The sequence below is a fragment of the Methanosarcina sp. MTP4 genome (genome assembly GCF_000970045.1).
GTDB lineage: Archaea > Halobacteriota > Methanosarcinia > Methanosarcinales > Methanosarcinaceae > MTP4.
In genome coordinates this window covers 1,303,587-1,319,825 of record NZ_CP009505.1, presented here as the reverse complement: position 1 = coordinate 1,319,825, position 16,239 = coordinate 1,303,587, and the positions used below count along the sequence as shown (strand labels likewise).

The following is a 16,239-nucleotide window of genomic DNA, read 5'->3' as shown; positions in this document are numbered from 1 at the left end:
TTCATTGAAATCAAACATTCATTGAAATCAAACATTCATTGAAATCAAACATTCATTGAAATCAAACATTCATTGAAATCAAACATTCATTGAAATCAAACATTCATTGAAATCAAACATTCATTGAAATCAAACATTCATTGAAATCAAACATTCATTGAAATCAAACATTCATTGAAATCAAACATTCATTAAAATCAAACATTCATTAAATCGAATATCCATTAAATCGAACATCCATTAAAATTGCACCTTCTTTCTTATCACAATCATCCAGGGGCGTGAACGCGAATGGAGCAGGACTACAAACCACAAGAAATAGAAGCGAAATGGCAGAAAAAGTGGAACGAAAGCAGGGTTTTCGAAGCCGAGCCAGATGACCGGGAAAAGTTCTTTATCACCATCCCCTACCCCTACCTGAACGGGAACCTGCATGCCGGACACACCCGGACCTTCACAATCGGGGACGTGGTAGCCCGGCACAAGCGGATGCTCGGATACAACGTGCTCTACCCCATGGGCTTTCACGTGACCGGCACGCCCATCGTTGGGCTGGCGGAACTGATCGCAAGCCGGGACCCCCAGACCATGGATGTCTACGAGCGCCTGCATGGGATTCCAGGAGACATCCTGCCCACCCTGGACACCCCCGAAAAAATCGTGGACTATTTCAAAGTAGAATCCGAGAAAGCAATGCGCATGATCGGCTACTCAATTGACTGGAGGCGCAAGTTCACGACCACGGACGCCACCTACAAGAAGTTCATCGAGTGGCAGTACACCCGCCTGGAAGAAAAAGGGCTGATCGTAAAAGGCTCCCATCCCGTGAAATGGTGCCCGAACGACAACAACCCTGTGGAAGACCACGACATCCTGCACGGGGAAGAAGCTACAATCGTGGACTACACCCTGGTCAAGTTCCGCTACAAAGACCTGGTCCTCCCCTGCGCAACCCTGAGGCCCGAGACCACCTTCGGAGTGACCAACCTCTGGATAAACCCGGATGTTGACTACGTCAAGGCCAGGGTTGAAAAAGAAGGAATAGTCGAGTACTGGGTGGTAAGCAAGGAAGCATACAGGAAACTTACCTTCACGGACCGGGAAGTCGAATACGTCGAAGACGTGCCCGCAAAAGACATCATAGGGATCATGCTTACAAACCCGGTCACCGGGGATGAAATAATCTCCCTTCCGGCCTCATTCGTAAAGCCGGGGAACGGAAGCGGAATCGTCATGAGTGTGCCTGCCCACGCCCCCTTTGACTACCTGGCGCTCCGCGACCTCTATGACGCCGACCTGAGCGAGTTCGGGATCACAAAGGACCTCCGGGAAATCGCCCTGATCTCCCTTATCAAGGTCCCGGAATTCGGGGAATTCCCGGCAAAGGAAATCGTGGAGAATATGGGAATCGAGTCCCAGACCGATCCGAAAGCCGAGGAAGCAACAAAAATCGTTTACAGGAGAGAGTTCCACGGCGGGGTCCTGAAAGAAATCACCGGCAATTACAAGGATTACCCGGTTTCGAAGATCAAGGACGTGCTTACGCAGGACTTCATAGGCAAAAACGTCGGGGAAGTCTTCTACGAATTCAGTGAACCCGTGGTCTGCCGCTGTGGGACCCCCTGTGTTGTGAACATGGTGAAAGGCCAGTGGTTCCTGAACTACTCGAACCCCGGGTGGAAGGCCAAGGTCTACAAATGCCTGAGCCAGATGCGGATCATTCCCACGGAGTACAGGGTCGAGTTCGAGAACAAGGTCGACTGGCTCAAGGACAAAGCCTGTGCCCGCAGGAAAGGCCTGGGGACCCTCCTGCCCTTTGACAAGGAGTGGCTTATCGAGTCTCTGGGTGACTCCACAATCTACATGTGCTACTATATTGCCGCCAAGTTTATCGAAAGGGGAGACCTGAAAAAGGAACAGCTCAACCTGTCCTTCTTCGATTACGTGTTCTTTGGGAAAGGTGATGCAGCCGCGGTTGCGGAAGAAACCGGCATAGCCCCCGAAGTCCTTGAGGAAATCCGCCGCGATTTCACTTACTGGTACCCTGTGGACCTTCGCTCCTCAGGAAAAGACCTGGTCCCGAACCACCTGCTCTTCTTCCTCTTCCACCACGTGGCCCTCTTCGACGAGGAACTCTGGCCAAGAGCTCTTGCAGTAAACGGCTTTGTCTCCCTGGAAGGCCAGAAGATGAGCAAGTCCAAAGGCCCGATCCTGACCCTGGAAAGCGCGGTCAGCGAGTATGGGGCCGACATCACCAGGATGTATATCCTCTCCACCGCCGAACAGACGCAGGACGCGGACTGGCAGACTGCAGGGGTTGACTCCGCCCGCAGGCAGGTGGACCGCTTCTACTACTTTGCAAGGGACCTGATCCGGAGTGAGGAACGCTCGGATATCGGAACCGAACTCAAGCAGATTGACCGCTGGATGCTTTCCAGGATGCAGTACCATATCCGGGAGACAAATATCGCCCTGGACGCCATCCAGACCAGAAACGCCATCCAGAACTCTTTCTTCCTGCTCTTTAACGACCTGCGCTGGTACCAGAGGAGAGGCGGAAAAGCCCTGCTCTACTACGTCCTGGACAACTGGGTCCGGCTGATGGCTCCCTTCACCCCGCACCTCTGCGAGGAAATCTGGGAAGCCATGGGCCATGAAGACCCGATCTCCTTTGCCCAGTACCCCCTCTACAACGAAGACCTCATAGACGAAGGTGCCGAGCTTGCCGAGGAACTGGTCAAAAACACCCTGGGTGACGTCGAAGAGATCATCAGGGTCACCAGGATGAACCCGGAAAAAGTCTACCTCTACACCGCCCCTGCCTGGAAGAACGAAGCCGTGAAATGCGCCTGCGAAATGCAGGCAGAAGGCTCCCTGGAAGTAGGCACCCTTATCAAGGCCCTCATGTCCAACCCGGAAATGAAACGTTTCGGCAAGGAAATCCCCAAATTCGTCCAGAAACTCATCCCCGAGTTAAAGAGCGGCGGAGCCGAACGTTACGAAGCCGTAGTCGGAACGGAAATGGAAGAAAAGGCCCTCCTCGAAGAAGCCACCGCCTTCCTGGAACACGAAATCGGCTGCCATGTCAATGTCCAGAGCGCCGACAACCCCGAATACGACCCCGAAAAGAAGACCAGGTTTGCCGAACCGCTGAGGCCTGCGATTTATATTGAAAAAAAGAAGGAAGAATAAAGATCAAAGCTGAACCAAATTATTCAGAATAAAAATACGTATCCGGGTAAAATACTAAACCCGGAACCTCTTATTTTTATACAGTTTCTTTTGTTGTTTCTTTTTTATTCTGACCCTGCAATCGATTTCTACTTCTTGAGATCAAAGCCTGCTGCGGAAAAATCAGCTCCGAAAAATCAGTTCTGAGAATAAATCCCTGTCATCGGCATCCACCCAGCCTGTGATGTAAAGCACTGCTGCGAACAGGGGTATGGAGAGAATGCTCAGGAATAAGATACCCGTATACGGTCTTAAGAGGAGAATGAGCAGGGAGATTACGGCTGCCCCCATGAGAGGAGAAACAGTTTCACGAAATAAGCTTTTGTGCAAAAGGTTTCTCTGAATCCAGAACATGCCGAACAGCATTGCCCCGAATTCGGCAAATACGGTAGCAACCGCAGCCCCGGTGTAGCTGAGCGAGGGGATTAAAGCCAGGTTTAAAACCACGTTCAGGAATGTAGCCAGGATTGCCATTTTTGAGATTATTTGCTGGTTTCCGCTCGAAACACAGGTGGAACTGACAAGGACATTCACAAACATGAAAGCGGTTGCCCAGATCAGGATTTGCAGTGCAGCTACTGAACTCTGGTATTCCGGCCCGTAAATCGCAAGAATGATTTTTTCCGAACTAAAGGTTACCAGGACAGCAAGCAGCAGGCCTGTGGAAAAAAGGTACTTGAAAGCTTTAGCATATGTAAATCCGAAGGAGTTGGAAGAGTCTTTGAAATATTTTGACATCAGGGGAAAAGTGGAAGTTGTAAATGCCGTGGGTAAAAAAACAAAGGCCTCTGTTAACCGGTAGGCTGCAGAATAAAAACCTACATCGAGATCCCCTTTCAAAAAGGAAAGCATCAGGACGTCGACCCTGAAATATATCACGGAAAAAACCAAGGCTATTGCAACCGGAATTGTCTCCCGTATTATTTTTTTCATTAAATCCGGATCTACATTGAAAGATACATTTACGAGTTTCTTTGAAAAGAAGACCATCAGGAAATTATGCACAAAAGTGGCTGAAACCGAAGCAAAAACGAAAAAAGGCAGCGTTAAATTCCTTGAAATGGCCAGGAAAACAAGGGCAAGGAAGAAGAGTTTACTGACAAGGTTGAAAAATAAGGAGTATTCCATTCTCAATTTTGTCTCGTATATAATCCCGTAGCAACTGGCCCCGCTCAAAAGCAGCCCGAAAGAAGCTATGTACAACACATTTTTCGTGGAAGGGGGAAAATCCAGGATAGCTATGACAAAAAAAGCTAAAGCCAGCGCAGCCAGCGAAAGAGAGACTTTAAGAATTGTCCCGTTGCCAATAAGTTTCCCCGCCTCCCGGGGTTCCCTTGCGGCTTCCCTGACGAGGATTTTATGAATCCCCAGGTCGGGGATAAAGCTGAAAAAGTAGATGAAAGCAAAGGCAAAAGAAAATTTCCCGAAGTCTTCCGGCCCCAGATAACGGGCAATGTAGAGCAAAGCAACAAAACCGAGTAATTTCGTCGCTATGCCGCTAAAAAACAAATACCCGCTATTTCTGGCAAGCCGCTTGATCGTGCTCATAAAAATATCTGAAAAGGTTACACAATCCAAAAATATAACTCTATTGCTAGTGAACTCCCCCTCCCCACCTCCTTCGGGATCGAGGAAGGGGATTCCCGCCTGAAACTTAAAATTGAATAAAGCCCGGGACCGGATGTTAAGTTTGCAAAAACTCCTAACAAATCAGGAATTTTCAGGGCAAATCCGACCTTATAAATCAAACAATCAATCAATCAATCAATCAATCAAACTACCAATCAATCAAACTACCAATCAATCAATCAATCAAACTACCAATCAATCAAACTACCAATCAATCAAACTACCAATCAATCAAACTACCAATCAATCAATCAATCAATCAATCAAACTACCAATCAATCAAACTACCAATCAATCAATCAATCAAACTACCAATCAATCAAACTACCAATCAATCAAACTACCAATCAATCAAACTACCAATCAATCAAACTACCAATCAATCAAACTACCAATCAATCAAACTATCATTCGAACTCGAAATTGCACCTGATACCCTCAGGGTCAAAGCAGAGGTTGCAGGACACGCAGCGGGCCTTTTCCACTTCCCCGGACCTGAGCTTCGGGATAAGGTCGGGTTCGCTGATAAAAGTCCGGCTCATGGATATGAGGTCAGCACAGCCGTCTTTGACCAGGCACTTCATGACCGAAAGAGACCGGATGCCCCCGACAAGGATTACGGGGATGTCCACGGCTTCCTTTATCATTTTGGAATAATTCTTGAAATACGCCTCTTTGGCAGGGGAATTGATCGCGGTCCGGATGGTCACCCCGCCAGCTTCACCGATCCCGCCGCTGACTTCGATTGCACAGACCCCCGCCTTTTCAAGGAGCTTTGCGACTCCTACGGACTCCGGAGCATTGAGCCCCAGCCCGGCCTTCGACGAACCCGAGCGAAAACCATCCGTAGCATTCAGCTTCACAAGAATGGGAAAATCCTCCCCCACGTCTTCCCTTATCCTTCTTACAATCTCCGTGATGATCCGAGTCCGGTTTTCCGTGGAACCTCCCCAGCGGTCTTCCCGCGTATTCGTGTAGGGGGAGATGAAGTTGCTGAGCAAAAAACCGTGGGCACAGTGGAGCTGCACCCCGTCAAAACCCGCCTTTTTTGCCCTTACCGCAGCCCGGGTGAAAGCTTCGATCATCTCCAGGATTTCCGTGTCGGTCATCTCCCTCGGCAGCACCGAAGAATGCCCGTTCTTGACCGGGGAAGGAGCAATCGGGACAGGGTGCTCCCTGGAAACGGTAGCCTGCCTCCCCCCGTGGACGATCTGGAGTACGACCTTGCTTTTGTAGCGGTGCACGCACTCGGTAATCTCCCTGTATGGTTCGATAAAACGGTCGTCATAGATGCCCTGCTGGAGAGGGTCGCTCTCTCCTCCCGGAAGCACGTACGAATAACCGGTAACAATCAGGCCAACCTCGTTTCTTGCAAGCTCCTCGTAGAGTTCCCCGAGCCTTTCGGTTGGTGTCCCATCCTCTTCGGCCATGAACTCCTGGGTCGCAGACCTGACAAAACGGTTCTGAAGTTTCATATTACAGACTGTGATCGGATCAAAAATCATGCAAGAGGATAGGAAAGGGCAGGGTATATAATTTTCCTGAAATTCAGAGGGAAAAAATAGTAATTTCCAAAAAAGAAGGAAAAATTCAGCCTGAATTTATTTTATAGACAGGGATAATAGTGATTGAGCCCTAATATTGCTTGAATAGCAGATGACAGGAAAACTACAAGGGGGTAAGGTATATTCCTGAAACAAAATATTTCGTGTACACAATGCTTCTAATCCTCTGTGCGTCCCTGTGCTTCGGATGCACATCCCCGGCGGAAACACCGAATGAAACAGAAACGCCAGCTGAAACAGAGCAAGAACCGGTTTCAGAGGCCGAAACGGAAACAACGGCTGAAACTCCGGAAGACGAAGCCGCACCCGAGCCTACGGGAGAAGATATCCAGGCTTATGTGATGGAAGAAAACAACTACAAAAACTGGGAGCTCTGGCCCGGTACCGGAGAGCTTGACCCCGGAAAAGGCCCGCACGGAGATCAGATTACCATCTATGTCTCGGACAGCGCTCTTTCAGCTATAGATGAAAAAGCCGGCGTTATGCCTGAGAACAGCACAGTTTTAAAAGAGGGCTATAGCTCCGAGGGCGAACTGATAGCAGTTGTGGTGATGCATAAGGTCGAAGGCTTTGATCCGGAACATAACGACTGGTTCTGGCTGGAGTATGACGCAGACGGCGAAATAATAGCTGAAGGCAAGGTGCTGAGCTGTTACAACTGCCATACGAGACAGGCGGGTAATGACTATCTGTTCACGGGGGACTTAAAGTAACAGCAACGTGAAAATCAGGAAAAACAGGGGAAAAAGAGATTTAAAAGCTGAAAATGTATAAGAAAGGAGTTCACAAGAGGGACATTTGCTTTTCTTAAATCCCCTCTTCAAATTCCCCGTACCTTTTTTCATCAACAGCTTCCTGCATCCTCTCGTTCTCCACTTTTACTGCAAAGAGGGCTGCAAAGAGCAGGATATAAGCGATGAAATTCACGGCCAGGGTCAGCTGCAGGACAGTCCCTTCAAGCCCACTGCCCCCGCTTCCTCCGCTGTTGCCTCCGAACATAAGGGGGTGGGCCGAGCGCCAGAGCCGGATCGAAAGGAAGCTCAGGGGTACGGATACAAAGCCCACTATCCCGAAAACGGCAGCTAGACGCGCTCTTTTTTCGGGCTCTTCCAGGGACTTCCGGAGCATGAGGTAGGAGAGGTAGACCAGGAAAAGGACCAGGGAAGTCGTCAGCCTGAGGTCCCAGATCCAGTACCAGCCCCAGGCGTCCTTTGCCCAGATCGAGCCGGTGACCAGGACAAGGAAAGAGAAAAGGGCTCCGATCTCGGCAGCCGAGCGGGCATAGATGTCCCACTTGAGGGCTTTTTCCCGGAGATAGAACACACTTGAAACAAACACAACGACAAAAGCCAGGTAGGCAGTGATGGCTATTGGCATATGGAAGAAAAATATCCTGAAACTGCCGCTCAGGACCGCCCCGGATTCATCCCTTATGGGGGGCAGGTAAAAGAAGATCATGTAGACTGCAAGAAGCATTGCACCGGCAGCCAAAGCCGCCAACAATCCGGTTTTTCTGGAATTTGCTGCCATTGTATTTCACGTGATCAGGTAATTGGAATAATTAAATGGAATAATTAATCTGAAGAATAAATGTATTAGTATATAAATATAATTAACCAGTAGCATACAGATCATTATTTTTTAAAGGTTAACCTGCTACTATAATCATTTCACATTGTTTATTATTGATTCGTTTTTAACCGGTTCAGGCTCAAACCTTGAGGGGCAGTCCCGAACCCTTACCTGACTCCTGGCTGGCTTTTCAGTCCGAAATCACGTACTCGAAAACCAGATGGGAAATCGCAAAGAAAATGAGGTCATAGACCGCAAGCAGCCTGAGTTCGGAAGATATGCCGGAAAGGCCGTTTCCTGCAAGGACGCCCGCTGTTGCCTCCACCCCGGGGATGAGCACGGGCAGGAGCACAGGTAGGAGCAGGACGGGAAGAAGAAGTTCCCGGGTGCGGGTGCTGAGGGTCAGGGCAGAAAGCAGGGTCCCGACAACGATAAAGCCCAGGGTCCCGAGCAGGAGGACCAGCCCGAGCAGCAGCAGGGTGCCGGAGTCCAGGCTGTAGTTGAAGAGCACGACAAAGAAAGGAAGGGTTACGATTTCCATGAGGAAAACGATTACCAGATTCGAAAAGACCTTCCCGGTATAGATTGTACTCCTGTCAACAGGGCAGAGTTTGAGAGCTTCAAGGCAGCCGTTTTCACTTTCCATCACAAAAGTCCGGGAAAGCCCGAGCATGCCTGCAAAGGTGAACGCGACCCAGAGCACGCCCGGAGCAAGCTTTTCCACCTTAGAGCTATCCCCCAGGAAATCCCCGAAGGAAATGCTGAATACTACGAGCACGATCAGGGAAAAAATAAGCATTGAGTTGAACATCTGCTTGGTCCGGAACTCGGCTTTCAGGTCTTTTGCGGCAATGTAAAGGCTCCGGATCATATTTTTAAATCTCCTCTTTATCCTTTTTTATCCTGTTTTATCCTTTTTTATCCTGTTTTATCCTGTTTTATCCTGTTTTATCCTGTTTTATCCTGTTTTATCCTGTTTTATCCTGTTTTATCCTGTTTTATCCAACTTTATTCAACTTAAAGGGTCAGAAATAACTGGTCAGGCCAGCAGGGGGGCACACGCCTCCTTAAACTCCGAAAACCCTGAGAAATCTCCTTTAAGTCCGTCATAAACAATTCTGCCGGCTTTAAGGACAAGTATCCTGTCGCAGAGGGCAAAGCCTCTTTCAAGGTCGTGGGATACCATTATTTTACTGCTTGCTTCAAAAGAGGGACTTTTAAGGATATGCTCGAATACCTCGGATGCCCTGGGGTCCAGGCCTGTGTACGGCTCATCCAGAATGAGGAGGGAGGGTTCGTTGATCAAAGCTCTTGCGATGGAAAGGCGCTGTTTCATGCCCCTGGAAAAGGTGCTGACCCGCTCATCGGCCCTTGTTTCGAGCCCCACCTCATTTAAGAGGTACTCGGATCTTATTTCGAGTTCCTGCTTCCCTAGCCCGTACATCTTTCCGAAAAAGAAGAGATTTTCTTCCGCGGTCAGGTCACCGTATAAATAGGATTCGTGGGAAAGCATCCCGATTTCTTTCCGGACTTTTTCCGGTTCTTCGGCCGAGTCAAACCCGTTTATTATAAGCGAACCTTCACCGGGTTCGATAAGGGTTGCGATCAGTTTTAAAAGAGTGGTCTTGCCGGCTCCGTTGGGGCCGAAAATAACCGTAAATTCGCCTTTTTTCAGGTCGAGGTCCAGGTTTTTCAGGACAGGGTTTTTCCCGAAGGTTTTTGATAGATTCCGTATTGAGACCGCATTTTCCATTCGGAACTACTTTAGGAATCAATCTAAATTAATCTTTTTATATGTTTTTTAAATGGATTTTTCATAAATCCGCAGGCTCACAGCTAACCGCCTGTAAACATGCCTGTAAACATGCCTGTGAACATGCCTGTGAACATGCCTGTAAACGTGCCTGTAAACGTGCCTGCAACCCACGTAAAACTGACACTTCTGACACTTTAAACTTATACGTCAAACTACAGGCTTATTCAAATCCTCCAGCACATCTCACTTTTTCAGGCTGTGAATAATCTGCTTCAGGAACCCTTTCTTTTCAAAGTACTGCTGGTGGTAGTCTTCGGCAAGGTAGAAACCGGAAGCCTGGACGATCTCGGTTACGACCGGATTTTTGGATCCCCCTGACTTTTCCAGCCACTCTTTCGAGGCGAAAGCTGTGGCTTTTTGATCCTCGCTATGGTAAAAGATAGCTGAGCGGTACTGGGACCCGACATCCGGCCCCTGTCGGTTTTCCGTTGTAGGGTCATGAATCTTCCAGAAGATATTCAGCAGCGTCTCATAGGAAACAACCGCCGGGTCAAAGATTATGCGCACAGCTTCCGCATGTCCGGTCCTGTCGGTGCAGACGTCCTCATAAGAAGGATTTTCAGTGTGCCCGCCGGTATACCCAACAGCCGTTGCGACCACTCCTTTGACCTGCCGGAAAGCCGCCTCAACACCCCAGAAGCAGCCTGCGGCAAAAGTGGCTTTTTGCAGGGGACCCCCCGGGTTTTCAAAATAGTCAGGACTATGTTCACTCTTTTCTTTTTCAGACATTTTACTCCCCCCTCATCGGATTTTTGGGAAAATCAGGCCTTTCCGTATTTCCCGACCAGTTCCCCTTCCGCAAGGATATGCCCTATCATTGCGTTCTCTACATCTTTCCTTCCGGCTCCGGCTTTTATTTCTAGCTTTTTGTCAAGGGCATAGACCCTGAAGAAATACCTGTGGGTGCCGGAAGGAGGGCAGGGACCTCCATACCCTATTTTCCTGAAATCATTCATCCCCTCAACTCCGGGGATGCTGTCTTCTTCAATTCCCGCAACAGGTTCGATATCCCAGATTACCCAGTGTGTAAAGGTGCCCATTGGCGCATCCGGGTCGTCCATGATAAGCACAAGGCTTTTCGCCTCTTCGGGTATCCCCTCGAATCCGAGCGAGGGATTGACGTTTTCCCCGTTGCAGGTATACTTTTTGGGGATAATGCCTTTTGGTTCGAATGCATCACTAAAAACCCTGATATCCCGGATGTTCACATTCTCATCCCCTTCGGAATCCTGAAATTCCCGGTTTTCATCTTGCTCACCTGTCCCTTCTTTTTCCGTACATCCCGACAGCACAAGCAATGCCGCCAGCAGGAAAACCAAAAAGATTGTCCCGGCCTTTCTGTCCATATACTGCACCGATTCCTGAACTGGTTCGAAAATTCATGCCGGAATCCCACTTTCCGGAATTCCCCTGTACACTCTGTAATTAATCCAAAAATTGTTTTGTAACTCTAAATCTGAAACTCTAAATCTGAAACTCTAATTATTACTCTGGTAACTTTACTGCTTCACTTCAACACTTTAATATTAAGGCTGAAGAGATATTAATTTTAGGGATGTTTGCAAGTTAAAGGTTTTTCAGGCACTAATTTCAGGCACTAATTTTCAGTTAATTTTCAGTTAATTTTCAGTTAATAATCCAGTTAATAATCCAGTTAATAATCCAGTTAATTTTTAGACATTAAGGCCCTGAACCAGGGTTTTACACCGGAACTTCGGTGAAAGGTCCTTAAGTTCAAGGTCCTCAAAGCAGTAATTCCATAACCTCCGGTAATTAAAGCCAGAACGACGAGGCAGGAGATAATGGAATGTCAGTGAAACGGCCTCTTATCGAGACTGCTTCCCAAAGTGCGAAAACGGATTCCTGTAATTCGGAAAACAAAAATCAGTCTTCGACATCAAGAGACTGGATAATATCGTGGACGGTCAGTTCGCCTTTGCCCACGCGCCGGACCAGCGGATAGATGTAAGCACAATCATCCATTGCAGCCCAGCGGGCTTCCCCAACCTGCCTGACGACTTCATTCATGATTTCGCCGCATTTCTCGCAGTATCTTGCGTCACTTTCTGCTTCACAAATTTCACATTTCATAGAAAATACCCAATAATCTATGGGGCAATTGAAAATAAATAAATTTTGGTGATGTATGACCAAGTTCACACAGTTATGATATAAGAAGGAAAATAAAAATAGTAGCCCTGAGAAGGGCAAAGGATCAAAAATATAAAAAAATAAAGATGTAGCGGCCTATAATACCAAAGAATCAGCTGGAAAAGCCTCTCTGCGTCACCTTGAACATAATAGTCCCGGATGGATCTGAAAATTTACCTTTCGAAAATCTACTTGCTGGCAAAGAACATATACTAGTGACCAGACAAACATCTACCTAATAGTTAAGGACACAGCCTATTGACCCTGAAAAATCCCCTTATCCAGAGCATAGTTCGCTACAGGTCTTCCTTTTTCCCATCGATTAACAGGGAATGGCATTCCCCGGCGAATATGATAAGCATAGTTCGCTACAGGTCTTCCTTTTTCCCATCGATACCGGGAAAGAATCAAAGGGTATTGGCTATAATAGCTCCAATTTCTTCGACCCCGGAACTCTCAATCACTATTTCCTCCCTTTTCCGGACCCCGAGCCCCAGTTCTACAGCCCTTTCGATCTGCGGCTGGGCCCAGACAGAACTTTCCTGGATTTCCGGCATGGTGCCGAGCGTCTTGAGGAGGGCCAGGCCCACCACGTCATTGGCTATCACGTCGGGGCTTGCGATGATGAGGCCCGGCTCCTTCAGGGTCCCGATGTTAGGGCCCTCGGTGACGAAACATTTAGTGGCATCGGAAATGTAGAAATCGGGCTTGAAGACAAGGTTTGCCTCTGCGATCATTTTCCCGAAAAGAAGGTCCCTGTGCTTTCCATGGGGAAGCCGCATCCTGTCCCGGTCTGCAGTTATACTGATCTGAGACTTCAGCCCCATGGTAAAGGTTGCCGTCCAATGGGTCTTGATCACGGGAAGGGCAATCATATAATCAACAGAAGCCAGCATTTCGGGCACGTAAAATCCCAGGGGCCAGGAAGAAGCCCCGTCAGGTTTCATGTGCCAGCGTTTCATGTGGTCAAAAGTAAGGACCTCGTCCACTCCTTCGGACTCCGCAACCTGCCAGAGCCCCAGCTTCTTCATTACCTTTTCCGTGTCCAGTGAGGTCATGGATTTTTCCGCGACGATGATTTTGTCGGGATTGTATTTCCGAACCTCCCGAATAGCCCCCCTCAGGACTTCCGGACTTGTGGACCCAGGGGGAAGGTCTCCTGTGTTAGCATTGGGCCGGATAAGCACCGTGGAACCCTTCCGGACCCCGAGACCTCCTGCCAGTTCCACGGCAACTTTTACGGATTTCAGGATATCTTCATGTCTTGAAACTCCAACAAACACCATAATCACTCCCATGGAGTAATTGGTGCCTCAAATATATAAAAAACAGGACAAATCAGGACAAAAAAGAAACATAAAAATCAAAGTCCGAAAAGCCAGAGCTATCCGACCCGGGGTTTCCGGGTTCGGCTTTCCCTGTCCCAGGGATTTAATTCAAAAATACTGGAGCAGCTTACTGGAGCAGCTTACTGGAGCAGCTTACTGGAGCAGCTTACTTGTGCAACTCACATTCGCACATATCGATAAGTGCCCCTTCTCCGATCCGCGAGCCGCGGGCGATCAGCAGGTCTCCGGCCTGTATCACGGTATTGCCCTTTGGGGCATAGACCCAGCGTTCTTCCCGCTTGATTGCCATCACATGCAGCCCGGTTTCGGTTTCGAGATTCAGTTCGGAGAAAGTCTTGCCCACAATGGGGGAACATTTTTCCACTTTCAGTCGGGTGATAACCTCTTCGGAGTTCCGGACAGCAAGGGTTATGACCGGATGAAGTTCAATGTCTCTGAGCACTGTGTCAGCAATCCCGTAGGCTGCATCGGAAATAGCCTCGGAGGCACTTGCCAGGTGCAGGATTCCACGGAGCTGGTTTACATCCTCGACATGCTTTGCAGTCTCAAGGACCCAGTGCTGGAGTTCGTACTTCATGGAATCCATTTCCGATTCAAGGGCACTGACCTCGTATGCTATGTCTTCGTTGTCAAAGAGAATAGCAGAGTATGCGAGTCCTACCGAAAGTTCGGACATGTTTTTCATGTCCACAATGATGTCTACGGCATGCTCGAGGTCTTTCAGTACGATGTTATGCTCGATCTCCTTCGGGACAAATTCCCGGGTCGTTGCCATCTCGAAGAAAAGGTTCACTCCATCGTCATGCCCCCTTGCGATGAGCACGTCGTCCTGGCGGATCCGGGTTTCCTTGTCAGGGTCATAAATCCAGTCTTCACTTCTCCGGATTGCGATCACCCACATCCCGGTTTCAAGGTCCAGCTCAAGATCGCCCAGAGTCCGTCCGGCCATGGGGGATTCTTCAGCCACGGTTGCCCGCACAACAGTCTCTTCGGCTTCGCGCAGGGCGACCTTCAGTTCCATGGGGATGCCCATGTTCATGAGGACAATCTTGGCAATATCGCCTGCAGCATTTGAAATGTTTTCCGAGGAGGCGGCAACCTTTAAAACTCCCAGGAGTTCTTCGGCTTCGTCAACCCGGCGCGTGCTCAGCATCGCAGCCATCTTCATGTGGTAATCAAGAGTGTCCATTTTATCTTCGAGATGGAGCACCTCTTCTGCAACGTCTTCATCATCGTAGATCATTGCAGAGTATGCAAGGTCCACCATGAGTTCGGAGGTATCCTTCATCTCAGTCAACAAATCTAAGATATTCCTAGGAGTGTGCCTGAATTCTTTCGGGAACATGGTCTCTGTATCAACTCTACACAATTATTGATGTGTACTGTATTTACCTCATAGTAATTATTAATTTTCAAACTGATTAATATTTTAGAGATTAAGTAATATAAAATAAAAGTAATTATAGGTCTGGACAGCAACTGATTCATAGCTTCCCTTTTAAAGCTGTTCATGAAAATCACACCAGGTTTAGCAGGTTCAGGGCTACGAAAATCCCGGTAACCCCTACAAGGTCCCCGAGTGTCGCGATCAAGGGAATGACGGTATCGTCAGGGTCGATCCCGAAACGGTGGGAAGCAAAGGCAATGCCGATCGTCGCCGAGTATACCACGACCAGCTCGATGGATACAGCAATCAGGCTAATTTCCAGAAGGGTCAGGTAAGGCATCCCGAATCCCATCAAATTGCTGGCCAACCAGACAAGTACGCTGACCGAAAATGAAGACACCAGGCCTACTATGGCTACAGCTATGAGGCTGTTGTAAACCACGGGGTTCCTGCGGATGTGGGTCCCAAGTCCCATATGGAAGGCAGAAGAAAGCCGGGCGCCCAGCATGCTTCCGGTATCCCCCCCAATTTTGATAAGGGCAGGAATAAGGATCAGGATCGCAGGCATCGAAATAAGGCTGCTTTCTTTCGAGTTCAGGATCTGTCCCACAATTATCCCGATCACACAGGTAAGCGAAAGGACCGGAAGCCCCCTTCGGACAATGCCCTCCACTGTATAGTAACTGGTAGCACCCCTTGCCTTTCTTTTCACAGCATCACCACCAGTTTTGCCGCAACAAAGAGCATAAACATGGAAACAATGTCCCCTATGGTGGCTATAGAAGGCGTAACCACGTTATCAGGGTCAAAGCCGAACCTGAACATCCCGATAGCAAGCAGGACCGCAACTACGGAGAGGATTATTCCCGAAGTGACCGCAGCAATAACGGAAATAAGTATGAGTTTGAACGCCCCGGCGCTTTCAAAACCCAGGGCCAGGGTAAAAAGGTGCCCAAGCAGCCCAAGCAGGACCGCCATGATAAAACCCAGGAGCAGGGAGCCGTTTATGTTGTTAGTAAGTTCGGGGTTGCTCCTGTCAATGTCAGTAATCAGCCCCATATGGATCGCACTTCCAAGCCGGGAACCAAGAGTGGAAGATATGTTTCCGCGAAGCCCCAGCACCCCGGGATAGATCACAATCAGACCAGGGATCATCTCGAGTTCGTCGGTCATACCGGAAAAAATGACACCTGCAATAACGCCCCCTACAGTCGCAACAAGTTCAAAAGGCAGCGCCTCCCTTACAATGGAGGAAATACTGGCGTACTCGCTCAGGTATTTTTCTATAAACTGGGACTCGAAGGTGTCCTCCACCCTGTGCGACTCGTGGGACATGTGCCTGTATTAATTCATTGATACTATTTAAGCAATCGGTGATTCAAAGTAACCAATAAATCGGGGACCCGAACTAATCAAAGCCCCGAAAAAATCGGGGAATCAAAGTAATCAAAATAATCAAAATAATCGGGAATTCCCCGGAAGCCGGAGTCAAAAACCTTCCGACGGCAGTCAACTCACCTTCAAAAATCCTTAACAAAA

Annotated in this window: 14 protein-coding genes; 2 read left to right on the top strand and 12 right to left on the bottom strand. The window is 48.6% G+C overall.

Annotation, left to right across the window (positions count from 1 at the left end; all coding sequences use genetic code 11):
* Window positions 1–291 precede the first annotated feature (291 nt).
* Complete coding sequence (leuS, locus tag MSMTP_RS05570; protein ID WP_048178177.1) at window positions 292–3,192, top strand: leucine--tRNA ligase; 2,901 nt, start codon at window positions 292–294, stop codon at window positions 3,190–3,192.
* Window positions 3,193–3,354: 162 nt separating this feature from the next.
* Here the strand turns inward: leuS and MSMTP_RS05565 are convergent, their stop codons facing one another.
* Both MSMTP_RS05565 and MSMTP_RS05560 read right to left on the bottom strand, forming a co-directional pair.
* Entirely contained in the window at window positions 3,355–4,779 is a 1,425-nt protein-coding gene (locus tag MSMTP_RS05565) for a flippase (protein WP_048178176.1), read from the bottom strand.
* Between the two features lie 488 nt (window positions 4,780–5,267).
* A complete protein-coding gene (locus tag MSMTP_RS05560) occupies window positions 5,268–6,365 on the bottom strand; it encodes an NADH:flavin oxidoreductase (protein ID WP_048178175.1) in 1,098 nt (365 codons plus the stop codon).
* Between the two features lie 212 nt (window positions 6,366–6,577).
* On the opposite strand from MSMTP_RS05560, the gene MSMTP_RS05555 reads away from it, so the two are divergent.
* On the top strand, window positions 6,578–7,138 hold the full coding sequence (locus tag MSMTP_RS05555; protein ID WP_052718293.1) for a cytochrome P460 family protein: 561 nt from the start codon (window positions 6,578–6,580) through the stop codon (window positions 7,136–7,138).
* Between the two features lie 94 nt (window positions 7,139–7,232).
* Here the strand turns inward: MSMTP_RS05555 and MSMTP_RS05550 are convergent, their stop codons facing one another.
* From MSMTP_RS05550 to MSMTP_RS05505, 10 genes are all read right to left on the bottom strand, one after another.
* On the bottom strand, window positions 7,233–7,955 hold the full coding sequence (locus MSMTP_RS05550; protein ID WP_048178174.1) for a cytochrome c biogenesis protein: 723 nt from the start codon (window positions 7,953–7,955) through the stop codon (window positions 7,233–7,235).
* 232 nt (window positions 7,956–8,187) lie between these two features.
* Window positions 8,188–8,868, bottom strand: a complete 681-nt coding sequence (locus MSMTP_RS05545; RefSeq protein ID WP_048178173.1) for a heme exporter protein CcmB — start codon at window positions 8,866–8,868, stop codon at window positions 8,188–8,190.
* A 168-nt stretch (window positions 8,869–9,036) separates the two neighbouring features.
* The gene (locus tag MSMTP_RS05540; protein WP_048178172.1) at window positions 9,037–9,750 is read right to left on the bottom strand and encodes an ABC transporter ATP-binding protein; all 714 of its coding nucleotides are present in this window, start codon (window positions 9,748–9,750) and stop codon (window positions 9,037–9,039) included.
* 246 nt (window positions 9,751–9,996) lie between these two features.
* The gene (msrA, locus tag MSMTP_RS05535; protein WP_197076148.1) at window positions 9,997–10,542 is read right to left on the bottom strand and encodes a peptide-methionine (S)-S-oxide reductase MsrA; all 546 of its coding nucleotides are present in this window, start codon (window positions 10,540–10,542) and stop codon (window positions 9,997–9,999) included.
* Between the two features lie 32 nt (window positions 10,543–10,574).
* Window positions 10,575–11,159 carry a YbhB/YbcL family Raf kinase inhibitor-like protein gene (locus MSMTP_RS05530; protein ID WP_048178171.1) on the bottom strand — a complete coding sequence of 195 codons (585 nt, stop codon included), beginning with the start codon at window positions 11,157–11,159 and terminating at the stop codon, window positions 10,575–10,577.
* A 538-nt stretch (window positions 11,160–11,697) separates the two neighbouring features.
* Window positions 11,698–11,904, bottom strand: coding sequence for a hypothetical protein (locus MSMTP_RS05525; RefSeq protein ID WP_048178170.1), 207 nt, complete (start codon window positions 11,902–11,904; stop codon window positions 11,698–11,700).
* 467 nt (window positions 11,905–12,371) lie between these two features.
* Window positions 12,372–13,250 carry a DUF362 domain-containing protein gene (locus MSMTP_RS05520; protein WP_048178169.1) on the bottom strand — a complete coding sequence of 293 codons (879 nt, stop codon included), beginning with the start codon at window positions 13,248–13,250 and terminating at the stop codon, window positions 12,372–12,374.
* A 208-nt stretch (window positions 13,251–13,458) separates the two neighbouring features.
* On the bottom strand, window positions 13,459–14,658 hold the full coding sequence (locus MSMTP_RS05515) for a potassium channel family protein (protein WP_048178168.1): 1,200 nt from the start codon (window positions 14,656–14,658) through the stop codon (window positions 13,459–13,461).
* A 172-nt stretch (window positions 14,659–14,830) separates the two neighbouring features.
* Entirely contained in the window at window positions 14,831–15,412 is a 582-nt protein-coding gene (locus tag MSMTP_RS05510) for a magnesium transporter (protein ID WP_197076147.1), read from the bottom strand.
* Entirely contained in the window at window positions 15,409–16,035 is a 627-nt protein-coding gene (locus MSMTP_RS05505) for a magnesium transporter (protein WP_048178167.1), read from the bottom strand. The genes MSMTP_RS05510 and MSMTP_RS05505 overlap by 4 nt, the downstream gene beginning before the upstream one ends.
* Between the last annotated feature and the right edge of the window lie 204 nt (window positions 16,036–16,239).